General features: G+C 61.2%; 15 protein-coding genes and 1 pseudogene. 12 read left to right on the top strand and 4 right to left on the bottom strand.

Features of this window, described 5'->3' with window-relative positions; all coding sequences use genetic code 11:
• Positions 1 to 206: 206 nt before the first annotated feature.
• On the top strand, positions 207 to 386 hold the full coding sequence (locus CHEJ32_RS27605; protein ID WP_245260941.1) for an EF-hand domain-containing protein: 180 nt from the start codon (positions 207 to 209) through the stop codon (positions 384 to 386).
• Positions 387 to 571: 185 nt separating this feature from the next.
• Positions 572 to 2,416, top strand: a complete 1,845-nt coding sequence (locus CHEJ32_RS23570) for a right-handed parallel beta-helix repeat-containing protein (protein ID WP_084032632.1) — start codon at positions 572 to 574, stop codon at positions 2,414 to 2,416.
• 19 nt (positions 2,417 to 2,435) lie between these two features.
• Here CHEJ32_RS23570 and CHEJ32_RS26530 read toward each other — a convergent pair whose 3' ends face one another.
• Positions 2,436 to 2,828, bottom strand: coding sequence for a GFA family protein (locus tag CHEJ32_RS26530; RefSeq protein WP_084032633.1), 393 nt, complete (start codon positions 2,826 to 2,828; stop codon positions 2,436 to 2,438).
• Between the two features lie 152 nt (positions 2,829 to 2,980).
• Positions 2,981 to 3,730, bottom strand: a complete 750-nt coding sequence (locus CHEJ32_RS0100775) for an SDR family oxidoreductase (RefSeq protein ID WP_028032129.1) — start codon at positions 3,728 to 3,730, stop codon at positions 2,981 to 2,983.
• A 96-nt stretch (positions 3,731 to 3,826) separates the two neighbouring features.
• On the opposite strand from CHEJ32_RS0100775, the gene CHEJ32_RS23575 reads away from it, so the two are divergent.
• Both CHEJ32_RS23575 and CHEJ32_RS27875 read left to right on the top strand, forming a co-directional pair.
• Positions 3,827 to 4,768, top strand: a complete 942-nt coding sequence (locus CHEJ32_RS23575) for an AraC family transcriptional regulator (protein ID WP_034657737.1) — start codon at positions 3,827 to 3,829, stop codon at positions 4,766 to 4,768.
• Entirely contained in the window at positions 4,758 to 4,883 is a 126-nt protein-coding gene (locus CHEJ32_RS27875; protein WP_256375640.1) for a hypothetical protein, read from the top strand. Before CHEJ32_RS23575 ends, CHEJ32_RS27875 begins: the two co-directional genes overlap by 11 nt.
• A 65-nt stretch (positions 4,884 to 4,948) precedes the next feature.
• Here the strand turns inward: CHEJ32_RS27875 and CHEJ32_RS23580 are convergent.
• Positions 4,949 to 5,580: pseudogene (locus CHEJ32_RS23580) on the bottom strand (dihydrofolate reductase family protein).
• Between the two features lie 110 nt (positions 5,581 to 5,690).
• On the opposite strand from CHEJ32_RS23580, the gene CHEJ32_RS0100795 reads away from it, so the two are divergent.
• Positions 5,691 to 6,041, top strand: coding sequence for a helix-turn-helix transcriptional regulator (locus CHEJ32_RS0100795; protein ID WP_028032130.1), 351 nt, complete (start codon positions 5,691 to 5,693; stop codon positions 6,039 to 6,041).
• Entirely contained in the window at positions 6,025 to 6,504 is a 480-nt protein-coding gene (locus CHEJ32_RS0100800; RefSeq protein ID WP_028032131.1) for an SRPBCC family protein, read from the top strand. Before CHEJ32_RS0100795 ends, CHEJ32_RS0100800 begins: the two co-directional genes overlap by 17 nt.
• Positions 6,505 to 6,688: 184 nt before the next feature.
• Here CHEJ32_RS0100800 and CHEJ32_RS23585 read toward each other — a convergent pair whose 3' ends face one another.
• A complete protein-coding gene (locus tag CHEJ32_RS23585) occupies positions 6,689 to 7,516 on the bottom strand; it encodes a hypothetical protein (RefSeq protein ID WP_051469289.1) in 828 nt (275 codons plus the stop codon).
• Between the two features lie 473 nt (positions 7,517 to 7,989).
• On the opposite strand from CHEJ32_RS23585, the gene CHEJ32_RS0100810 reads away from it, so the two are divergent.
• From CHEJ32_RS0100810 to CHEJ32_RS23600, 6 genes are all read left to right on the top strand, one after another.
• Positions 7,990 to 8,190 (top strand): AlpA family transcriptional regulator, encoded by a 201-nt coding sequence (locus CHEJ32_RS0100810; protein WP_245260912.1) that lies wholly within the window; start codon positions 7,990 to 7,992, stop codon positions 8,188 to 8,190.
• A 181-nt stretch (positions 8,191 to 8,371) separates the two neighbouring features.
• Positions 8,372 to 8,623, top strand: coding sequence for a helix-turn-helix domain-containing protein (locus CHEJ32_RS23590; RefSeq protein WP_051469291.1), 252 nt, complete (start codon positions 8,372 to 8,374; stop codon positions 8,621 to 8,623).
• Complete coding sequence (locus CHEJ32_RS23595; protein WP_051469293.1) at positions 8,616 to 9,713, top strand: DNA cytosine methyltransferase; 1,098 nt, start codon at positions 8,616 to 8,618, stop codon at positions 9,711 to 9,713. The genes CHEJ32_RS23590 and CHEJ32_RS23595 overlap by 8 nt, the downstream gene beginning before the upstream one ends.
• Positions 9,685 to 10,125: a very short patch repair endonuclease gene (locus CHEJ32_RS0100825; protein WP_028032133.1), complete on the top strand. Its 441-nt coding sequence runs from the start codon at positions 9,685 to 9,687 to the stop codon at positions 10,123 to 10,125. Before CHEJ32_RS23595 ends, CHEJ32_RS0100825 begins: the two co-directional genes overlap by 29 nt.
• Complete coding sequence (gene drmD, locus CHEJ32_RS0100830) at positions 10,116 to 13,235, top strand: DISARM system SNF2-like helicase DrmD (protein WP_051469295.1); 3,120 nt, start codon at positions 10,116 to 10,118, stop codon at positions 13,233 to 13,235. The genes CHEJ32_RS0100825 and drmD overlap by 10 nt, the downstream gene beginning before the upstream one ends.
• Positions 13,232 to 17,359, top strand: coding sequence for an Eco57I restriction-modification methylase domain-containing protein (locus CHEJ32_RS23600; protein WP_198023802.1), 4,128 nt, complete (start codon positions 13,232 to 13,234; stop codon positions 17,357 to 17,359). The genes drmD and CHEJ32_RS23600 overlap by 4 nt, the downstream gene beginning before the upstream one ends.
• Positions 17,360 to 17,361: the final 2 nt, after the last annotated feature.

Genomic DNA, 17,361 nt, shown 5'->3' on the forward strand with positions numbered 1-17,361 from the left:
TGATGCGCCAGATGATGCAGGAGATGATGCGAGACGGCGGGCGACGGGCTGGCGGCGAGATGTCGTCTGACGAGATGAGGCGCGCCGGGCAAGCGCAAGACCGCGAGAGACAAGAGCGGCGGCAGATGCGCGGCGATCAGCGGATGGCAGGAGCCGGCAGGTTCGAGCGGCGCGGCGGAATGGGCCCGGCTTTTCACGCGGCTCGGATGAAGGTTCTGTTTGCGATCGTCGATGCGGATGGTGATGGTGCGCTCACACTTGACGAGATCAATGATTTCCATAGCCGGATATTCAATGCGGTCGATCAGAATGGCGATGGCGCGGTGACGATGGAGGAAATCGAGGATTTCTTCCACTCCGGCACTGATGGTGGCGGACGCGACTGAGGGCAAAAGTTCTGCCGCGCGCTCGCCGGCGATCATCCACGCGCCGGCAAGCCGACCTCTCGATCGCCCGTGTGTTAGGCGGCAAACCGGGGCAGTGGCCGCGGTCGATATCATTACATGTCGCAGACCGGGGGCTCTGGTCAGACCGCAATCCCGCATGTTACTTGCTGGCGTGCGAGGGGCGCATGGCAGGTTACGAAAACAGGATGACAATGGTCACCGGATGGCGCCCGCGGCGACTTCTAAAGCGGTCAGTGCCGGCCGCCGCGCTGATCGCACTGCTGCCTTTCGAAGCCGTGGGCGCGTCGGACTGTCTCTCCCTGAAGCCCAACGAGGAGCACCAGTTCCACCTCGCCATTCCCGACGGAGCCGAGACGAAGCCCGTGTGGATGGTCGAGGGCGTCCCGGGTGGCGCGCCGGAGATCGGGACGATCACCGATGAGGGGCTCTATACGGCGCCCGCCAATATGGACGAAGCGCTCGAAGTCCAAATTATGGCGGCCTTGGAGGGCGAGGCAGCCCCGCTGAAAACCGTTTCCGTCTGCAACGACATCTACATCCGCCCGGGCAGAACTCTTCACGTCTCAGCGGCGGGGGCGGACAGCAATCCGGGAAGCGCTGAATCGCCCTGGCGCAGCATACAATACGCCATCGATCGGGCCGAACCCGGCGACACCATCCTCGTGCATGGCGGCGTCTACAATGAGATTGTCTTGATCACCCGGTCGGGATCATCGGAAGATGGCTTCATCACCCTGATGGAAGCTCCAGGTGAGCACGCAGTGATCGACGGCGAGGGCCTGGTGCGCGGGCCTTACGGGATGCGAGGTCTGATCACGCTCGCCGATGTCAGCTACGTGCGCATCAAGGATTTCGAGATCCGCAACTACAAGTCGGACAGCGAGTTCATTCCCATCGGTATTCTCGTGGAAGGTTCGGGCGAGCGCATCGAACTGCGCAACAATACCATTCACGGGATCGAGGCCAACAATCTCCCCTCGCGCGGCAATGCCGATGCGCTGGGCATTGCGGTCTACGGCCGGAATCCTACTCCCATTCGAAACGTGATTATCGACGGTAACGAGCTTTTTGGCCTGAAGACCGGTACGAGCGAGTCGCTCACGGTTGGCGGCAATGTTGAAGGGTGGCAGATCACCAACAACGCCGTGCACGACAACAACTTCATCGGTATCGATGCGACCGGCTACTATGTCGATGGCGCCGAGCACGACCGTGCCCGCCAAGGATGGATCGCGGGCAACACGGTCTATAATCTGTCCAGCGAGAAGAACCAGGCGCTGACCTTTGCCGCCGCCGCTGTCGGGATCTATGTGGATGGCGGCAGAAACATCACTGTCGAACGCAACACCGTCGATGCCAATGACGGCGGCATCTGGCTCTTGAGCGAGCATCCCGGCAAAAGCACCAGCGACGTTATCGTGAGGAACAATCTGGTGCGGTTCAATCGCGACGCTGGCATCCTCGTCGGGGGCTATGACGATCGCCAGTCCGGCGGGGCCGAGCGCTGCATCATCACCAACAACACCCTCTTCGAAAACAATCTACGCGATGTGTCCGGCATTCATGCGGGCGAGTTTCAGATCGGCCACCACACGACGGATATCCGCTTTCGGAACAACATTCTTTATGCCGGACCCAAGGCGTACGTGGTCACGAAATTCTCGCCCCTGGCCTCGGGATCCGTGGAACTGGGATACAATCTCTATTTCTCAGCTTTCGGCGGGGAGAATGTGCGCTGGTTCTGGGTCGACCGGAACTTCTACAACAGAGACGAGAGCGACGGCGACTTCCTGGCCTTCCGATCTGCAAGCGGCGAAGTGGGAGGCCTGGTGGAGGACCCCGCATTTGTGAGTCCCGCCGGGCAGGATTTGCGGCTCCAGCGGAATTCGCCTGCAATCGACAGCGGCGGGGATGCGGCCGTCGTGGACATTGGATTGTGGGACAAGTCAATGAACGCGCGTGTTAGCGGGACGGCCATCGACCGAGGCGCCTTTGAGATGACGGATTGAGCCTCGGCGTGTTTACGGGCTACTCCTCGAAGCGACTCGCGGCGTCACGATCACGCTCATATCCTCTCTTCAGCGGGAACGGCGGCAACCAGGATTCTCGGCGTATGGTCCAGAGTTCGTAGGTTGGCGCCAGTTGGTCGGGCGTGTCCAGGGATCCCAGGTTCACTTTTATCTCGTCTCCGCTGCGTGCAAAGACCGGTGAGCCGCAGCGGGGACAAAAGAAACGGCCGGCGTAGTCGCGCGTCTCCCCGGCGATGGTGACTGCATCCTGAGGGAATATTGCGGATGCGGAAAAGAGGGCTCCATGATGCTTGCGGCAATCGAGGCAGTGACAAAGGCCGACCCGGTACGGCTGTCCTGACGCCACGATTCGAACGCCGCCGCACAAGCATCCGCCGGTAAATCGATCCATTCTGTGGTTCCTCCAATATGGATGGTAAGCGGGCATCCGGTCTTTCGTCAAACACAACCGGGCATGCGGTTTCGCGCCGACGCTACTTTTGCATCGCTCCTTTATACCGTTGCGGACCTGGGTGGAGATCTGGCCAGGATCGGCAGGGGCGGTCAGCGTGCCTGGGCCAGCGCGACGGCATCCGGACCGGCGGGAAAGCGGAGGCGGCCGGAGGTATCATGGACGGCCTCCCAGATCGCTTCCGCGACGTCGCTTTCCTTGGTGGTCATGGCCGGATTTGCGAAACTTTCGAGGATCGGTAGGGCAAAGTCCTGATACTCATCCGGGAGTAGCTGATCGAGTGGAACGATCGCGTTCGCACCGAAACGGGTTGTCGGCGCATAGCCGGGCTCGACAAGCTTCACGCGCACATTGAAATGGCCAAGCTCTAGTGCAAGCGAGGCGGAGAACCCCTCGACGGCCAGCTTGGTGCCTGTATAGAGAGCGGCGAGCGGGAAGTCGGCGAGCGCGACGCTCGACGTCACATTGACGATGACGCCCGAGCGGCGCTGCCGCATTTGAGGAATGATGGCCTTGGTCATCGCCATCACACCGATCGTGTTTGTTTCGAAGAGCCGGCGGATGAACGACATGGACATCGCCTCGAATGCGCCGACGCCACCTATGCCGGCATTATTCACCAGCACGTCGATCGACCCTGCCGTTTCCATGAGCGCGGCGATGCTGCCCTCGCTCGCCACATCGAGCGGCAGGACGCGTAGCCGGTCGGCAGGGCCGTCCAACAGAGCGGGATCGGGACGGCGCATAGTCGCGATGACGGTCCAGCCGCGCGACAGAAAGAGTTCAGCCGTTGCCTTGCCATAGCCCGACGACGTTCCGGTTATCAGGATTGTGTTGGCCATCATCCATCTCCTTGCAATCGATGGTTCGGAGATAGACGGAGATATCGATACGCTCTATAACCTAAGATCCACAGTTCATTATTGATCGTCCAAACCGTGGACCCACTAAGCGACATCATCACCCTGTTGCGGCCTGGCGCTGCCGTTTCGAAGCCGATCAGCGCCCGTGGGCGTTGGGGGGTCCGCTACCAGTCCTATGACGCGCCCGGCTTCATGATCGTGCTCGCAGGCCAGGCCTGGGTCGCGTTCGAGGGCAGGGAGCCAAAGCGGCTCGTCAAGGGTGATTTCCTCCTGCTTCCGACAACGCCCGCCTTCGCGCTCTACAGCCATCCGGGTGTCCCCTGTGTTCCTGTCGAGCCCCGGAACCAGGCTGTCCGGCACGGCGAGCAGGACAATGAACCTGATTTTCAAGCGCTTGGCGGGAGCTTCATGTTCGAGCGGGTCAATGCACCGCTTCTGCTCGCGCTCCTGCCCGATCCTATCCATATCCCGGCGTCGGAAGGCCGAACCACGCGGTTCGGCCGTCTGATCGGGCTCCTGTCGGAGGAATGCGCCTCCGACTATCCTGGCAAGGAATTGATCATCCAGCGCCTGCTCGAGGCGCTCCTGGTCGAGGCGTTGCGCTGGCAGGGCGTTGGAAATGAGCCAGCGGCAGCCGGCTTGTTGAGTGGATTGCGCGACCCCGCCCTTGCGCACGTGCTGCGCGCAATCCATGCCGATGTCCGGGCGAAGTGGACGGTCGCCGAGCTCGCACGAATTGCTGGCATGTCGCGATCGGCCTTTGCGGCACGGTTTGGTGCGACGCTGGGCTGTGCACCGATCGAATATCTCGCCCGCTGGCGAATGGCGCTTGCCAAGGATGCCCTCACGCGCGGCGTAAAGTCTCTGGATCGGATCGCCGACCAGATCGGCTATGAATCCGCCAGTGCCTTCAGCACAGCATTTCGCAAACGTTTGGGCACTGCGCCTGGAAAGTTTGCGCGCGACTTCGCCAATCAGCCTGAAAAGTGCGCTGATCGGATGCCAAATGGCCGGTGACGCCAAGGAACGAGAGGACTATGTTTACGCTGTAGCCCTCTATTTCGAGGCGCGCGACATGCGAGAACGGGCGGGGGATGCGTTCCTCTTCGGATTTGACAGCCAGGCAAAGTAGACATTGTCCGGGAGCAGAAGGGGCGTGGGGCGGCCAGGTGGGCAGGATCTACGATGGCCTGGCGGCTAGCGCTGAAATGTGAGGTGGACAGTCCCGCTCTCGGCTGTTTCCGACTTCACCGTATAGCCCGCTTCAAGGCCGCGCATATCCTCCCAGAGGTTTATACCACGCCCCAACAGAATCGGAGCAATGGCCACATGCAAGCGGTCCACAAGCCCGGCCTTGAGATAGTCGCGGACCACGGTTGGTCCGCCACCTATGCGAACATCCTTGCCGTTTGCCGCTCTCACCGCCCGCTGCAGTGCATCAACCGGGTCTGCCGCTAGGAAGTGGAACGTCGTGCCTCCAGCCATCTCGATGGAAGGCCGCGGCGTGTGCGTCAAGACGAAGACCGGGCAGTGAAATGGCGGCTCATCGCCCCACCATCCCCGCCAGTCGGGATCATGGGGAAAATTGTGCAGCCCGAACTTGCCGGCGCCCATGATCTCAGCACCAATATTGGCGAAGTAATCCTTTGCATACGCGTCATCAATGCCTGTGGTGCCTTTGCCGCTGGTGTCCTTGAGCACACGCTCCCGGAACGTCCTCGTGGCGACATATGCTTCAACGAGCCGGGACCGAACGGGTCATCGGGAGTCTGGTCCGTGGTTGTTGCAAAACCGTCCAGCGAGATAAGAAGATCGACACGTACTGCCACCGGAGTGCTCCTCAAAAAACTAAGGTATGTGCCTTTGTATTCGTGGAGCGAAACTAAGGCAAGTACCTTTTTATCCTTGACTGGCACGCCAGCTCGCTTTACCCAGCCGTATGCCTTTCCACTCAACTCCACTCGATCTAGCCTTCCACGCTCTCAGTGATCCGACACGCCGAGCGGTGGTATCACGTCTGGCCGAGGGAGAGATGCCGGTCAGCGTCCTCGCGGAGCCCTTCGACATGACGCTGCCTTCCTTCGCCCAGCATCTCAAGGTGCTGGAAGATTGCGGATTGATCACAAGCGAGAAACGCGGACGCAGCCGCTGGTGCCGCTTGGAGCGGGCGCGCTTCGAGGAAGCGGCCAACTGGATGGAAGCGGAGCGCCGACGCTGGACCGAGCGGCTCGACCGGCTGGAAGCCTATTTGGACAAGACAGAAGGGAGCGATGATGGAAAAACTGTTTGAGACCTGGTCACTCGATCGTGAGATCGTGCTGGTCAAGGTGTTGAAGCACCCGCGCCCCAAGGTCTTCGCTGCTTGGATGGACCCGGAAGCGCTGGCGCAATGGTATGGCCCGGCGGGCCTCAGCATAGAGAACCATAGCGCCGACATCCGCGAGGGCGGGGAATGGCGCTTCGACATGGTGGGCATTTTCGAAGGCCAGGAGCAGCGTTTTCCCAACCTCATGCGCTTCTTGAAGATCGTGCCAAACGAGCTGATCGTGGTGGATTATGGTACGCCAGACCCGAACGATCCGGAGCGCTTTTACATGGCGATCACATTCGATGAGCAGACAGACGGCAAGACGGTTCTGACGATGCGCCAGCTTCACCCAAGCCGCGAACGCCGCCAGGTGGTCGTCGGTTTCGGCGCGGTGGAGTATGGGCTGCAAACGCTGGACGGACTGGCCGCTTGGCTGGATCGTTGAACGCTGCATCTGGAGCTTTGGGGTCGCCGCGCCGTAGCCCCATGTTCGACCGCTTCGAGGATTTTGCGCCTCAACGGGAAACGGCCGAAATGAGGTCATTGCAGCTCCGGTGTTGACCCTATCGGGCTGCGGCGTAGGCGATCGCCTCGTCGTATTCCTGCACCAGGGGCAATTCGCTGCCGCATCATTCTGATCCGGTCGCTACTGAGGGCCTAGCAGCGCTGGACGCGCCGTTCTCCATGAAGCAGCGAAGGAGTTCGGGCATCATTCTTGTCGTCTGCAACGAAGGATCGTCAGATCGTAGATCCAGATAGTAATCGATCGACGCCTCGATGGCATCCTTGACAGACGATGCGTCATGCCGCGCAACGGTAGCGGCCAGTTTTCCTTGTTCATCTAACCGGAGGGCTTCCAAGCGCCTCACTCCTCGCTGGTTCTTGCCGGCGCGGCGATAGAGCAACGGGCCCAGGACCTGCTCGCGGAAGAAGCCGAGCATGCCAATCGCTTCGTAGAGCTCGCCGCGAGCGAGCTTTGTCGCTGCATAATGCAGCCAGATCCAAGCACGTGCCTCGAACCACTCGGAGGGAAGGTTAGGCCATGCGATCGTGCCGGCTTCGAGGCGTTTCTCTATCTCCGCCGGCTCACGGGCGAACAGAACCGCTCGTTGTTCTATTTGATGGTCCAGGTCTGAAACCAGAACGAACTTCAGGTCGATGTGCAGAAGAGGCGGCCCATAAAGACAGATCAGAAGGCGCGGCTCTCCCACATGATCCCCCGTGAATGCGCTGATGAAATTGGGCAGTGCCTTTGCGAAGTCCATGCGCGAAGCCATGACGTCGGCATAGCTCTCGTCTTTGACGATGACGACGAAGTCCAGATCGGAATGCTCATCGAGCCCGCCATGGATGTACGAGCCGCCGATCAGAAGGGCGCTGAACCGCTCATCGGATGTGACCGCACCCCGAATGCGTTCCAGGAAAGTGGCATGAGCTAGAGGAAGGTTGCTGGGCATTTTGATTCTCCTGGCCAGCACCTCAGAATAGAAGAGAGGATCTCCTCATCGCAACTTATTCTCACGCGAGCTGACGATGGCTGTATCGCCGGCAAGCTATCCGGCTGCTCAGCGGAGGTTATTGCAGGACGTAGTCCGCACGCTTGGCCTAATCGGCAGTTCTCAGCACCATTGGTGCGAATGCGGCGGTGGCGATAACATCGTGTCGTGGGGGACAATCGGCGGAAATGGCGGAGCGGGAGGACTCTTCGACAAACTCGCTCGAAGTATGCCCCACATCGCGCCAGCACGCCTTCGTATTCGCAAGTGAATCTTCGCCACCGCAGAAATTCTCTGTTCAAGACAGGGAAGCGCAGTGCCCTGTGTTTGGCGTTCCGGACAGTATTACCTTGATAGTGTTTTCCGCCCACGCCTTCGTCGTGTCGCAGTCAAACTGGCCTGAGCGAAAAGAAGCGGAAATGAAGGAAACTCATTTGAACCAACTTGAACTGGCAGTTCGCTGGAGGATCAGCCATCGCACACTTGAGCGGTGGCGTTGGACCGGTGAGGGGCCGAAGTTCCTCAAGGTGGGCGGCCGGGTGGTCTATCGCCTGTCCGACGTCGAGGAATACGAGCAGTCGATTATCCGTTCCAGCACCTCCGACCCTGGCCAGGCTCAGCAAGCCGACGCTTGACCGAGCTGGATGATGGCGGCCTCACATGCGCTTGGGGGTCGTCATCATCAGCCGAAACACTCCATCAGCCATCCGACCAAATACAAGAAAACCGGGTCAAATCAGACTTCTTTTGGTTTACTCCTGCTTGTGTCGGTGAGATACTGGATGCTTGAATCATGCTGGCTGAAAGGGCCGCACCATGTCCGATCGCTGGGTCTCCGTGGAGGAGATCGCTGAATATCTCGGTGTCAGCAAAGACACGGTCTACGGCTGGATCGCGAAGAAGGAGATGCCGGCCCACAAAGTCGGGAGGCTTTGGAAGTTCAAAACCGACGAAGTTGATGACTGGGTGAGGCACGGGAAAGCATCGGACGATCAAAAGGAAGGCGAGGCGGCCGAGGCCGATTCACAGAAGGGGGAAAATGCGGGGGGAGAGAAAGCTGATGGCTGATGTCGCGTGCGTCGACTTGTTCTGTGGAGCCGGCGGGCTTACGCATGGCCTGATCTCGGAGGGCGTTCGGGTCGTCGCGGGCATTGACGTCGATGAAGCCTGCCGCCACCCATTTGAAGCCAATAACGCAGCGCGCTTTATAAATGAAGATGTGGGGCGCCTGGCTCCGAAACATCTGAATGACCTGTTCGGCGACGCCGAAATCCGGGTGTTGGCCGGGTGCGCCCCCTGCCAGCCATTTTCCACCTACGCCCAGCGCTACGATGTCGTTGGAAGCCCCCGTTGGGGTCTTCTCTACCAGTTCGGGCGGCTGATCAAAGCCACGCGCCCCGACTTGGTCACTATGGAGAATGTGCCTTCGGTAGCCAAACACACGGTGTTCGATGACTTCGTCGAGACTCTCCAGAAATCGGGCTACTACGTCCACCAAGCGGTAGTCGATTGCTCCCTTTATGGATTGCCGCAGAACCGGCGGCGCATGGTGCTATTGGCCTCTCGGCTTGGACCAATCGAGCTGCTCGCCCCGACACACAGCCGCCCGAAGACCGTTCGCGAGGCGATCGGCATCCTCGCGCCGATCGCTCACGGCGAAGCCCATCCCAAGGATGTGCTGCATGCCGCATCAAAGCTCTCAGACCTAAATCTTCAAAGAATTCGCGCCTCTCGACCGGGTGGAACATGGCGAGACTGGCCGAAACATCTCATTGCCGACTGCCACCGGCGTGAGACGGGCCGTACCTATCCGGGCGTCTATGGCCGGATGGTATGGGATGAGCCCGCTCCGACTTTGACCACCCAGTTCTACGGCTTCGGGAACGGTCGGTTCGGACACCCCGAGCAGGACCGAGCCATCTCTCTGCGAGAAGGCGCAATTCTTCAGGGCTTCCCCAAGTCCTATTCCTTCATACCCGACGGAGCTCCCGTTCATTTCAAGGCCTTGGGTCGGATGATTGGAAACGCCGTTCCGGTCACTCTGGGCGAGGTGATCGGCCGGAGCATTGCTGCCCATCTGGGGATCAAGGTCCAGAAGGCGAAGAGAAAGAAGAAGGGAGCCGTGCCGGATGACGCGCGTAAGTCCCTCGTCGCATGACGCCAGTCGTCGCATGGCACGCGTGCGACAGAAGGGCACGCGTGCGGAGATCGACCTCCGCAAGGCTCTGCATGCCAAGGGGCTGCGCTATCGCCTCCACGTTCCGCTCCTGACTAAGCCCAGGCGCGTCGCCGATATCGTTTTCCCCAGCGCGAGATTGGCCGTGTTCGTCGACGGATGCTTTTGGCACGGCTGCCCCGAGCACGCTTCCTGGCCGAAGAGCAATGCCGATTTCTGGCGGGAGAAGATCGAAACCAATCGATCCAGGGATGCCGATACCGATCAGCGGCTGATTGCTCTCGGTTGGGAGACGGTCCGGATCTGGGAACACGAAGACGCCACCCAAGCCGCGAACCGCATCGCCGAACTCGTCGACGCGCGCAGAAAGAACGGGGCCCATCTATGTCGATGACCGCAGATGAAATAGTGGCCGAGGTCGCTCACGCCACTGCGCCTGAGCCGGGCCAGCTGGTCGAGGCTCGCCGCCGACAATGGATCGTCTCCGAGGTCGAAGGCGGTTCGGTTGCCCCTGGACTTCCTAAGCGGCATCTCGTTCGGCTGGCCTCGATCGACGAGGATGCGCTGGGTGAAGAGATCGAAGTGCTCTGGGAGCTGGAGCCCGGAGCTCATGTGATCGAGCGGGCCGGGCTGCCGCGCATGACCGGACTGGATGACCCTTCGACACTTCAAGCCTTCCTCGATGCGGTGGTTTGGGGGGCTGCGACGAACGCCGATCGCGGATATCTGCAGGCTCCATTCCGCAGCGGTGTCAGCATCGAGGACTATCAGCTGGATCCGCTCGTGCGCGCGATCGACATGGCGCGCACAAATCTTCTGATCGCTGACGACGTCGGCCTCGGGAAAACCATCGAGGCAGGGCTCGTCGTTCAAGAGATGCTCCTGCGTCACCGCGCCCGCACTGTCCTCGTGCTCTGCCCTGCCTCGTTGCAGGAAAAGTGGCGCGTCGAGATGCAGGAGAAGTTCGGACTCGAGTTCCGGATCGTCGATACGGACTACGTCAAGCGTTTGCGCCGTGAGCGAGGTCTCCACGCCAATCCGTGGACGTCTTTTCCTCGTCTCATCACGTCGATGGACTGGGCCAAGCAGGGTGAAGGCTTGCGCCTTCTGCGGGACGCATTGCCTTCGCACGTCAGCCATCCCAGGAAGTTCGACCTGCTTATCATTGATGAGGCGCACAACGTTGCCCCGACCGTCGGCCGCTACGCTGTCGAAAGCCTCAGGACGCGGCTGGTTCGTCTGGCCGCGCCACACTTCCAGCACAAGCTGTTTCTCACCGCCACGCCGCACGATGGTTACACCGAGTCCTTCACCGCGCTCCTCGAACTCCTTGATGATCAGCGGTTTGCGAGAAACGTCCTCCCGAGTGACTCCCAGCTCGCCAGAGTGATGGTCCGTCGGCTGAAGAGCGATTTGGTCGATGCGAAGGGCAAGCCCATTTACCCCAAACGGCGGCTTGAGGCGCTGCCAGTTGAGTATAGCGAGGACGAGAGGAACGCCCGGAGGCAGCTGGAGACATACATCAAGAGTCGCGAAAGCAGTGCTGATGGAGGGCGGGCCGTCGATCACTTCGTGCACCAATTGCTGCGTAAGCGCCTGTCGTCGTCACCTGCAGCCTTCGCAGCGACACTGGAGCGACATATCGCGACGATCGAAGGTCGGGCGGCTAGCGATCGCAGCCAGAAGAAGTTCGATGACCGCATCCTTCGGCGGGCGATAGCGAAAACCGAAGAAGACTACGCCGACGATGCACAGCGCGACGCCGCCGAGGCTGAAGCGATTGAGGAAGCAGGCAAGCACGTCCGGCCACCGACCGACGAAGAACGCCGGATGCTCGACCAGTTGCGGTCCTGGGCTCAGCAGGCGGCTCGTCGAAAAGACGCCAAGGCCACCGCCGTGCTGGATTGGCTGGCCAGTCACCTGAAGGACGGTGACCAGTGGACGAACGAGCGGGTGATCCTGTTCACGGAGTATCGCGCCACTCAGCAATGGATGCAGGAGATCCTCGCATCCCACGGCTTCGGGGGCGAGCGATTGGCTCTCATCTATGGTGGTATGGACCCGAAAGAACGCGAGGGCGTGAAAGCCGCGTTCCAGGCCAACCCCGCGGAATCCCCGGTGAGGATACTGCTGGCGACCGATGCCGCCTCCGAGGGCATCGATCTCCAGAACCACTGCCACCTGATGATCCACCTCGAAATTCCGTACAACCCGAATGTGATGGAGCAGCGGAACGGCCGCATCGACCGCCATGGGCAACGCGCCAGCGAGGTCGTCATCTGGCACCCGGTGGATGCCGAGGGTGGCCACGGCGACGATATCCTGCGCGCGCTTCGCAAACTGGATGCGATGCGCGCCGACATGGGGAGCGTGAACCCGGTCATCGCGCCTCAACTGCCAGACCTCCTCGAGGGGCGCCGCCGCGATCTCGACACAAGACAAGCCGAAGCCCGGATGGAGAAATCTCGCCGCTTCGTGAAGGCGGAGCGCGACCTACGCGAACGTGTGGCCAAACTCCATGAGCGGCTGAACGAGACCCGGCACGAACAGAGCCTCGTGCCCGACCACATCGAGCGGGCGGTACGCACCGCGTTGCGTCTAGCAGACAAACCCGACTTGGAGCCCGTTTCTCTGGCCGGTGCACCAGATGGCACGGTTTTCCGAATGCCGCCGCTCTCGGGTTCCTGGTCCCGATGCCTCGAGGGTCTAGAACACCCCTACACGCAGAAGGTCCGCCCGATCACCTTCGACCACGAGGTCGCCAAGGGCCGTGACGACGTCGTCCTCGTCCACCTGAACCACCGGCTTGTCCAAATGAGTCTGCGGCTCCTGCGCGCGGAGATCTGGGCCCGTGACGACGTGAAGAAGCTTCACCGCGTGACCGTCCGGTCGCTTCCGGATGGGCGGATCGAGGGACCGGCCGTGGTGGTGATGTCGCGGCTCGTCGTGACCGGCGGGAACCATCATCGTCTGCACGAGGAGCTCACGGAGGCTGGCGGTTATCTGCGCGATGCCGGTTTCCGGCGGGAGGAACGGGTCACGGAGGTCCGACGATGGCTGGAGGAGTCGCACCCCGCGGCCCTGTCGGATGCGACGTTCGACGCATTGAGGACGCGCTTCGACAAACAGCGTGATTCCGTTCTGGCAGCCGTCGAGGCACGCTCGAAAGACCGGCTACGCTTCCTCGTGAACACGATCGAGACCCGGAAGCGCAAGGAGGCCGAGGACATCCGCCAAGTCCTGGACGATCTCGAACGAGCGCTGAAGACCGAGATCGCGGCGGAACAGCAACCCGTGCAGCTCTCTCTTTTCTCCGAGGACGAACGCACTCAGCTCAAGCGTGACCGAGCGGCCCTCGAAGCACGCCTGGCCCGGATCCCGAAGGAGCGCGAGCAAGAGCTACGCGCGATCGAGGAACGGCACTCCAATGCCGTCGAGCATACCTTCCCCGTGGCCGTGGTGCTGCTGGTTCCGAACTCCCTTGCGACGGAGAAGCGCGGATGAGCAACGATCACGAGTGGCTGAACCTCATCGAAGTCTCTGGGCCCTTTCTGGCGGTGCCCGTGCTGCGGGAAGTCTTCCCGCAAGGCCTTGAAGCTCTGCCTTCCGGGCGGCCTCAGCGGCTTCGTCGGACCTATGAGGAATGGCGCGATGCCGTCGACATGGACGACCTCGACCTTCCAGCGCTGCACGCGGCCTGGATCGACGACGTGCTGGTCACCGCGCTGGAAATGGATGAGACGGTGCTGCGCAGGGGCGCGAGACTGCCTGAGAAGCTGACTGTCTCGATGCCCGAACACGGAGTCACGGTCGCGCCCGATCTGGCGGTCGTAAATCCAACGAACTCCGACGAACCGCTTCTGCTCATCCACGTCTACGAGCCCGACACCGATCTGGACGCGACGCGCCGTTTCGATGGCCTCGCAATCACCCCGGCCGACCGGATGGTCGCTCTGCTCAGGTCGACGGGATGCCCGACTGGCATCGTCACCAATGGCGAGCGCTGGATGCTCGTCCACGCGCCCGTCGGCGCCGTGGCAGGCTTCGCGAGCTGGTATGCGCGCCTCTGGGGCCAGGAACCGGAAACACTGCGCGCCTGCGTCAGCCTTCTGGGCATCCGCCGCTTTTTCGGACCCGACGAAGGAAAGCTGCCGGCGCTCTATGAGCGGTCCCTGAAGCACCAGGACGACGTGACGGAGGCGCTCGGGGAACAGGTCCGGCGCGCCGTCGAAGTGCTCGTTCAGGCCCTCGACCGCGCCGACCAGGATCGCAATCGCGAACTCCTGCGCGACGTCGATCCGCGAGAGCTCTACGAGGCCGGTCTGACGGTCATGATGCGGCTCGTATTCCTGCTATCGGCCGAGGAACGTGCCCTGCTCCTGCTCGGTGATCCCCGCTACGACTCCTTCTACGCCATCTCCAGCCTGCGGATGCAGCTACGCGCGGATTCCGAAGAGATCCTCGAGCGTCGCAGATCCGCCTGGTCTCGGCTGCTCGCCCTGTTTCGTGGCGTGTATGGCGGTATCGATCATCCGACGCTGCGGCTGCCCGCGCTCGGTGGTTCGTTGTTCGACCCCGATCGCTACCCCTTCCTCGAAGGGCGAAAGAAGGGCACGAGCTGGCGCAGTGATCCGGCCGAACCGCTGCCGATCGACGACCGCACCGTTCTGCTGCTGTTGGAAGCGATCCAGACTTTCGAAGGCCGCACGCTGTCCTACCGCGCGCTCGACGTGGAGCAGATCGGGCACGTCTACGAGGGCCTCCTCGAACGCACCGTGAAGCGCGTCGACGACGTCACGCTGGAACTCGACAGCGGCGCGAAGGCGAAGAGCCCGCGCGTGACGCTCGGCGAGATCGAGTCGGCGCGCCTGGATGGTCCGGCGAGGGTTGCTGAACTACTGAAGGAGCGGAGCGAACGCTCGGAGTCCGCCATCCGCAACGCCCTCGAGCGGGGAGCCGACGATCGTCTCGCCGCGCGCCTACTCACCGTTTGCCGCGGCGACATCGGTCTGCGCGACCGCATCCTGCCCTACGCGCCCCTCCTGCGGACCGACCCCTGGGGCTATCCGCTCGTCCACCACAAGGGTGCCTTCGTCGTCGTGCTCGGCGCCGACCGGCGCGAGAGCGGCACGCACTACACGCCCAAGAGTCTCACCGAGAAGATCGTCGAAGAGACGCTGACGCCGGTCGCCTATCGCGGGCCGGCCGAGGGCAAGGCGCCCGAGGACTGGGAGCTGAAGAGCGCCGAGGAGTTGCTCGACCTGAAGATCTGCGATCCTGCGATGGGGTCCGGAGCATTCCTGGTGCAGGCGTGCCGCTGGCTCTCGGATCGTCTGGTCGAGGCCTGGTCGGTGACCGAGGCCGGCGGCAAACGGATCGACAGCGAAGGGCGCATCGTCGAGGATGCCACCGCTGAGGGCTTCGATCCCCTGTCGCAGGACTCGGAGGAACGGGCCATCGTCGCCCGCCGTCTCGTAGCCGAGCGATGCCTCTACGGTGTGGACAAGAACCCGCTGGCAGTAGAGTTGGCCAAGCTATCGCTCTGGCTGACCACGATGTCGAAGGGACGGCCCTTCGGCTTCCTCGACCACAATCTGCGCAGCGGTGACAGCTTGCTCGGGATCCACGACATTCGGCAGCTGACCGAGCTCAGTATGGCCCCGAAAGGGTCGAAACAGCTCAGGCTGTTCGGGCGAAGCATCGAGACCGCCGTGGAGAGGGCCATCAAGCTGCGTACCCGGCTGCGCTCCATCCCCATCCGGGACATCGGGGATGTGGATGCAATGGCCGCACTTGATGCCGAGTCTCGACGGGCGCTGCTTCTGCCGCAGGCAGTAGCTGATGCCTTCGTGGGGATCATTCTGGCAGAAGCACGCGCGACGGAGCGAACCGACCGCTTGCAGGCCCTTGAGGCCCTGGCGGACGCTGCGGCGAACGGGAACGAATCTGCAATCGACCGGATGCGGTGCGACGCGCTGACGGACCTTCGTATCGATGCGCCCGACGGCCTTCCTCGCGCCCCGTTCCATTGGCCCTTGGAGTTCCCCGAAGCCTTCACCTCTGAACGTGGTGGTTTCGATGCCTTCATTGGAAATCCGCCTTTCATCGGCGGTAAACGGATAAGCAGTATCGCTGGCCCTGCCTACAACGTCTGGCTGGCCGCCTCACATCCAGGCAGCAGTAGGAACGCGGATCTCGTGGCGCACTTCTTTCGACGTGCGTGGAGCATGCTCCGCCCGGGAGGAGGGCTTGGGCTGCTCGCAACCAACACGATCGCCGAAGGCGATACCCGGCAAAGTGGGCTTGAATGGATGGTACATGACGGAGCCACCATCTATGCTGCCTATCCCAGCGAACCTTGGCCTGGCCGGGCAGCTGTGGTTACGAGCAGGATTCACCTACGAAAAGGGGCATGGCGCGGGCAGCGACTGATCTTTGACAAAGTGGTAAAAGAAATATCGCCGTTCTTAACCCCCGGAGAAGAGTGGAGCCCGACGAAGCTCAACAGAAATTCTGAACTCGCATATATCGGTTCATTTGTTAACGGAATGGGCTTCGTATTGAGCCTGGACGAGGCCAATCGAATGCTAGATGCCGACCCTAGAAACGCCGAAGTTATTTTTCCCTATCTCAACGGCCAAGAACTTAATTCCGATCCGTACCAAGAGCCATCACGCTACGTCATCAATTTTTGGGACTGGCCCGAAGAGCGAGCGAAGGAATATGCACTTCCTTATCAATGGCTCAAGCAGCATGTCTATCCGGAGCGGCTCGAAAAGAGTAAACAGAAGTCCTACAAGAACATTATGTCGATGTGGTGGCTGCATTGGAACGCCCGCCCCGCCCTCTATCATGCGATCGGACGGGGTCACCATTTCGAACGGCATCCGGTTGGCTGGGACCGAGATCAACCCGGCCTATCGAAGGTCCTCGCTGTTACCCGCGTTAGCAAAACACTGGCATTCAGTTTCATCTCTTCGGAGTGGGTCTATTCGGATGCAACAGTGGTATTCGCGACGGACCGTCCCTCTGATTTCGCGATACTGCAAAGCAACATTCACGCTGCATTCGCTTGGCAGCACGCGTCGCGCCTGAAGAATGACCTAAGGTATTCACCCACTGACGCCCTGGAACCCTTTCCGTTCCCCTATTCTGCGAACCAAAACGAGCTTCACTCTTTGGCGATGGAACTTGATGATCTCCGCCGGGCGATCATGACGAAGAGAAGCTTCGGTCTTACGAAGCTTTACGGCGAAATGCACACGCCTGACATATCAAGTTCCGAAATTGACCGAATGAGAGAGCTGCATCGCGAAATCGATCGCAGTCTTGCAGAGATCTACTGCTGGCATGATCTGGAGTTGGAACACGGTTTTCATGAGGTGCCATACCTTCCAGAGAATGATCGGGTGCGGTTCACGATCGCCGAGCCAGCTCGAATAGAGGTGCTGCGCCGCTTGGCCGAGCTGAACCGGCGGCGATACGAGGAAGAAGTCGATCAAGGTCTGCACGGCGGGACTCCAGGCCCAGCTAAGGCGCGTGGCCGCAGATCTCGCGGTGTTTCTGCGTCGGAGCCGACCCTTGACCTCGACGACATTATTCCGACGACCACTGGGGGGGGCGATTGACC

Source organism: Chelativorans sp. J32 (assembly GCF_000518985.1).
In the GTDB taxonomy this organism is placed as follows: Bacteria; Pseudomonadota; Alphaproteobacteria; order Rhizobiales; family Rhizobiaceae; genus Chelativorans.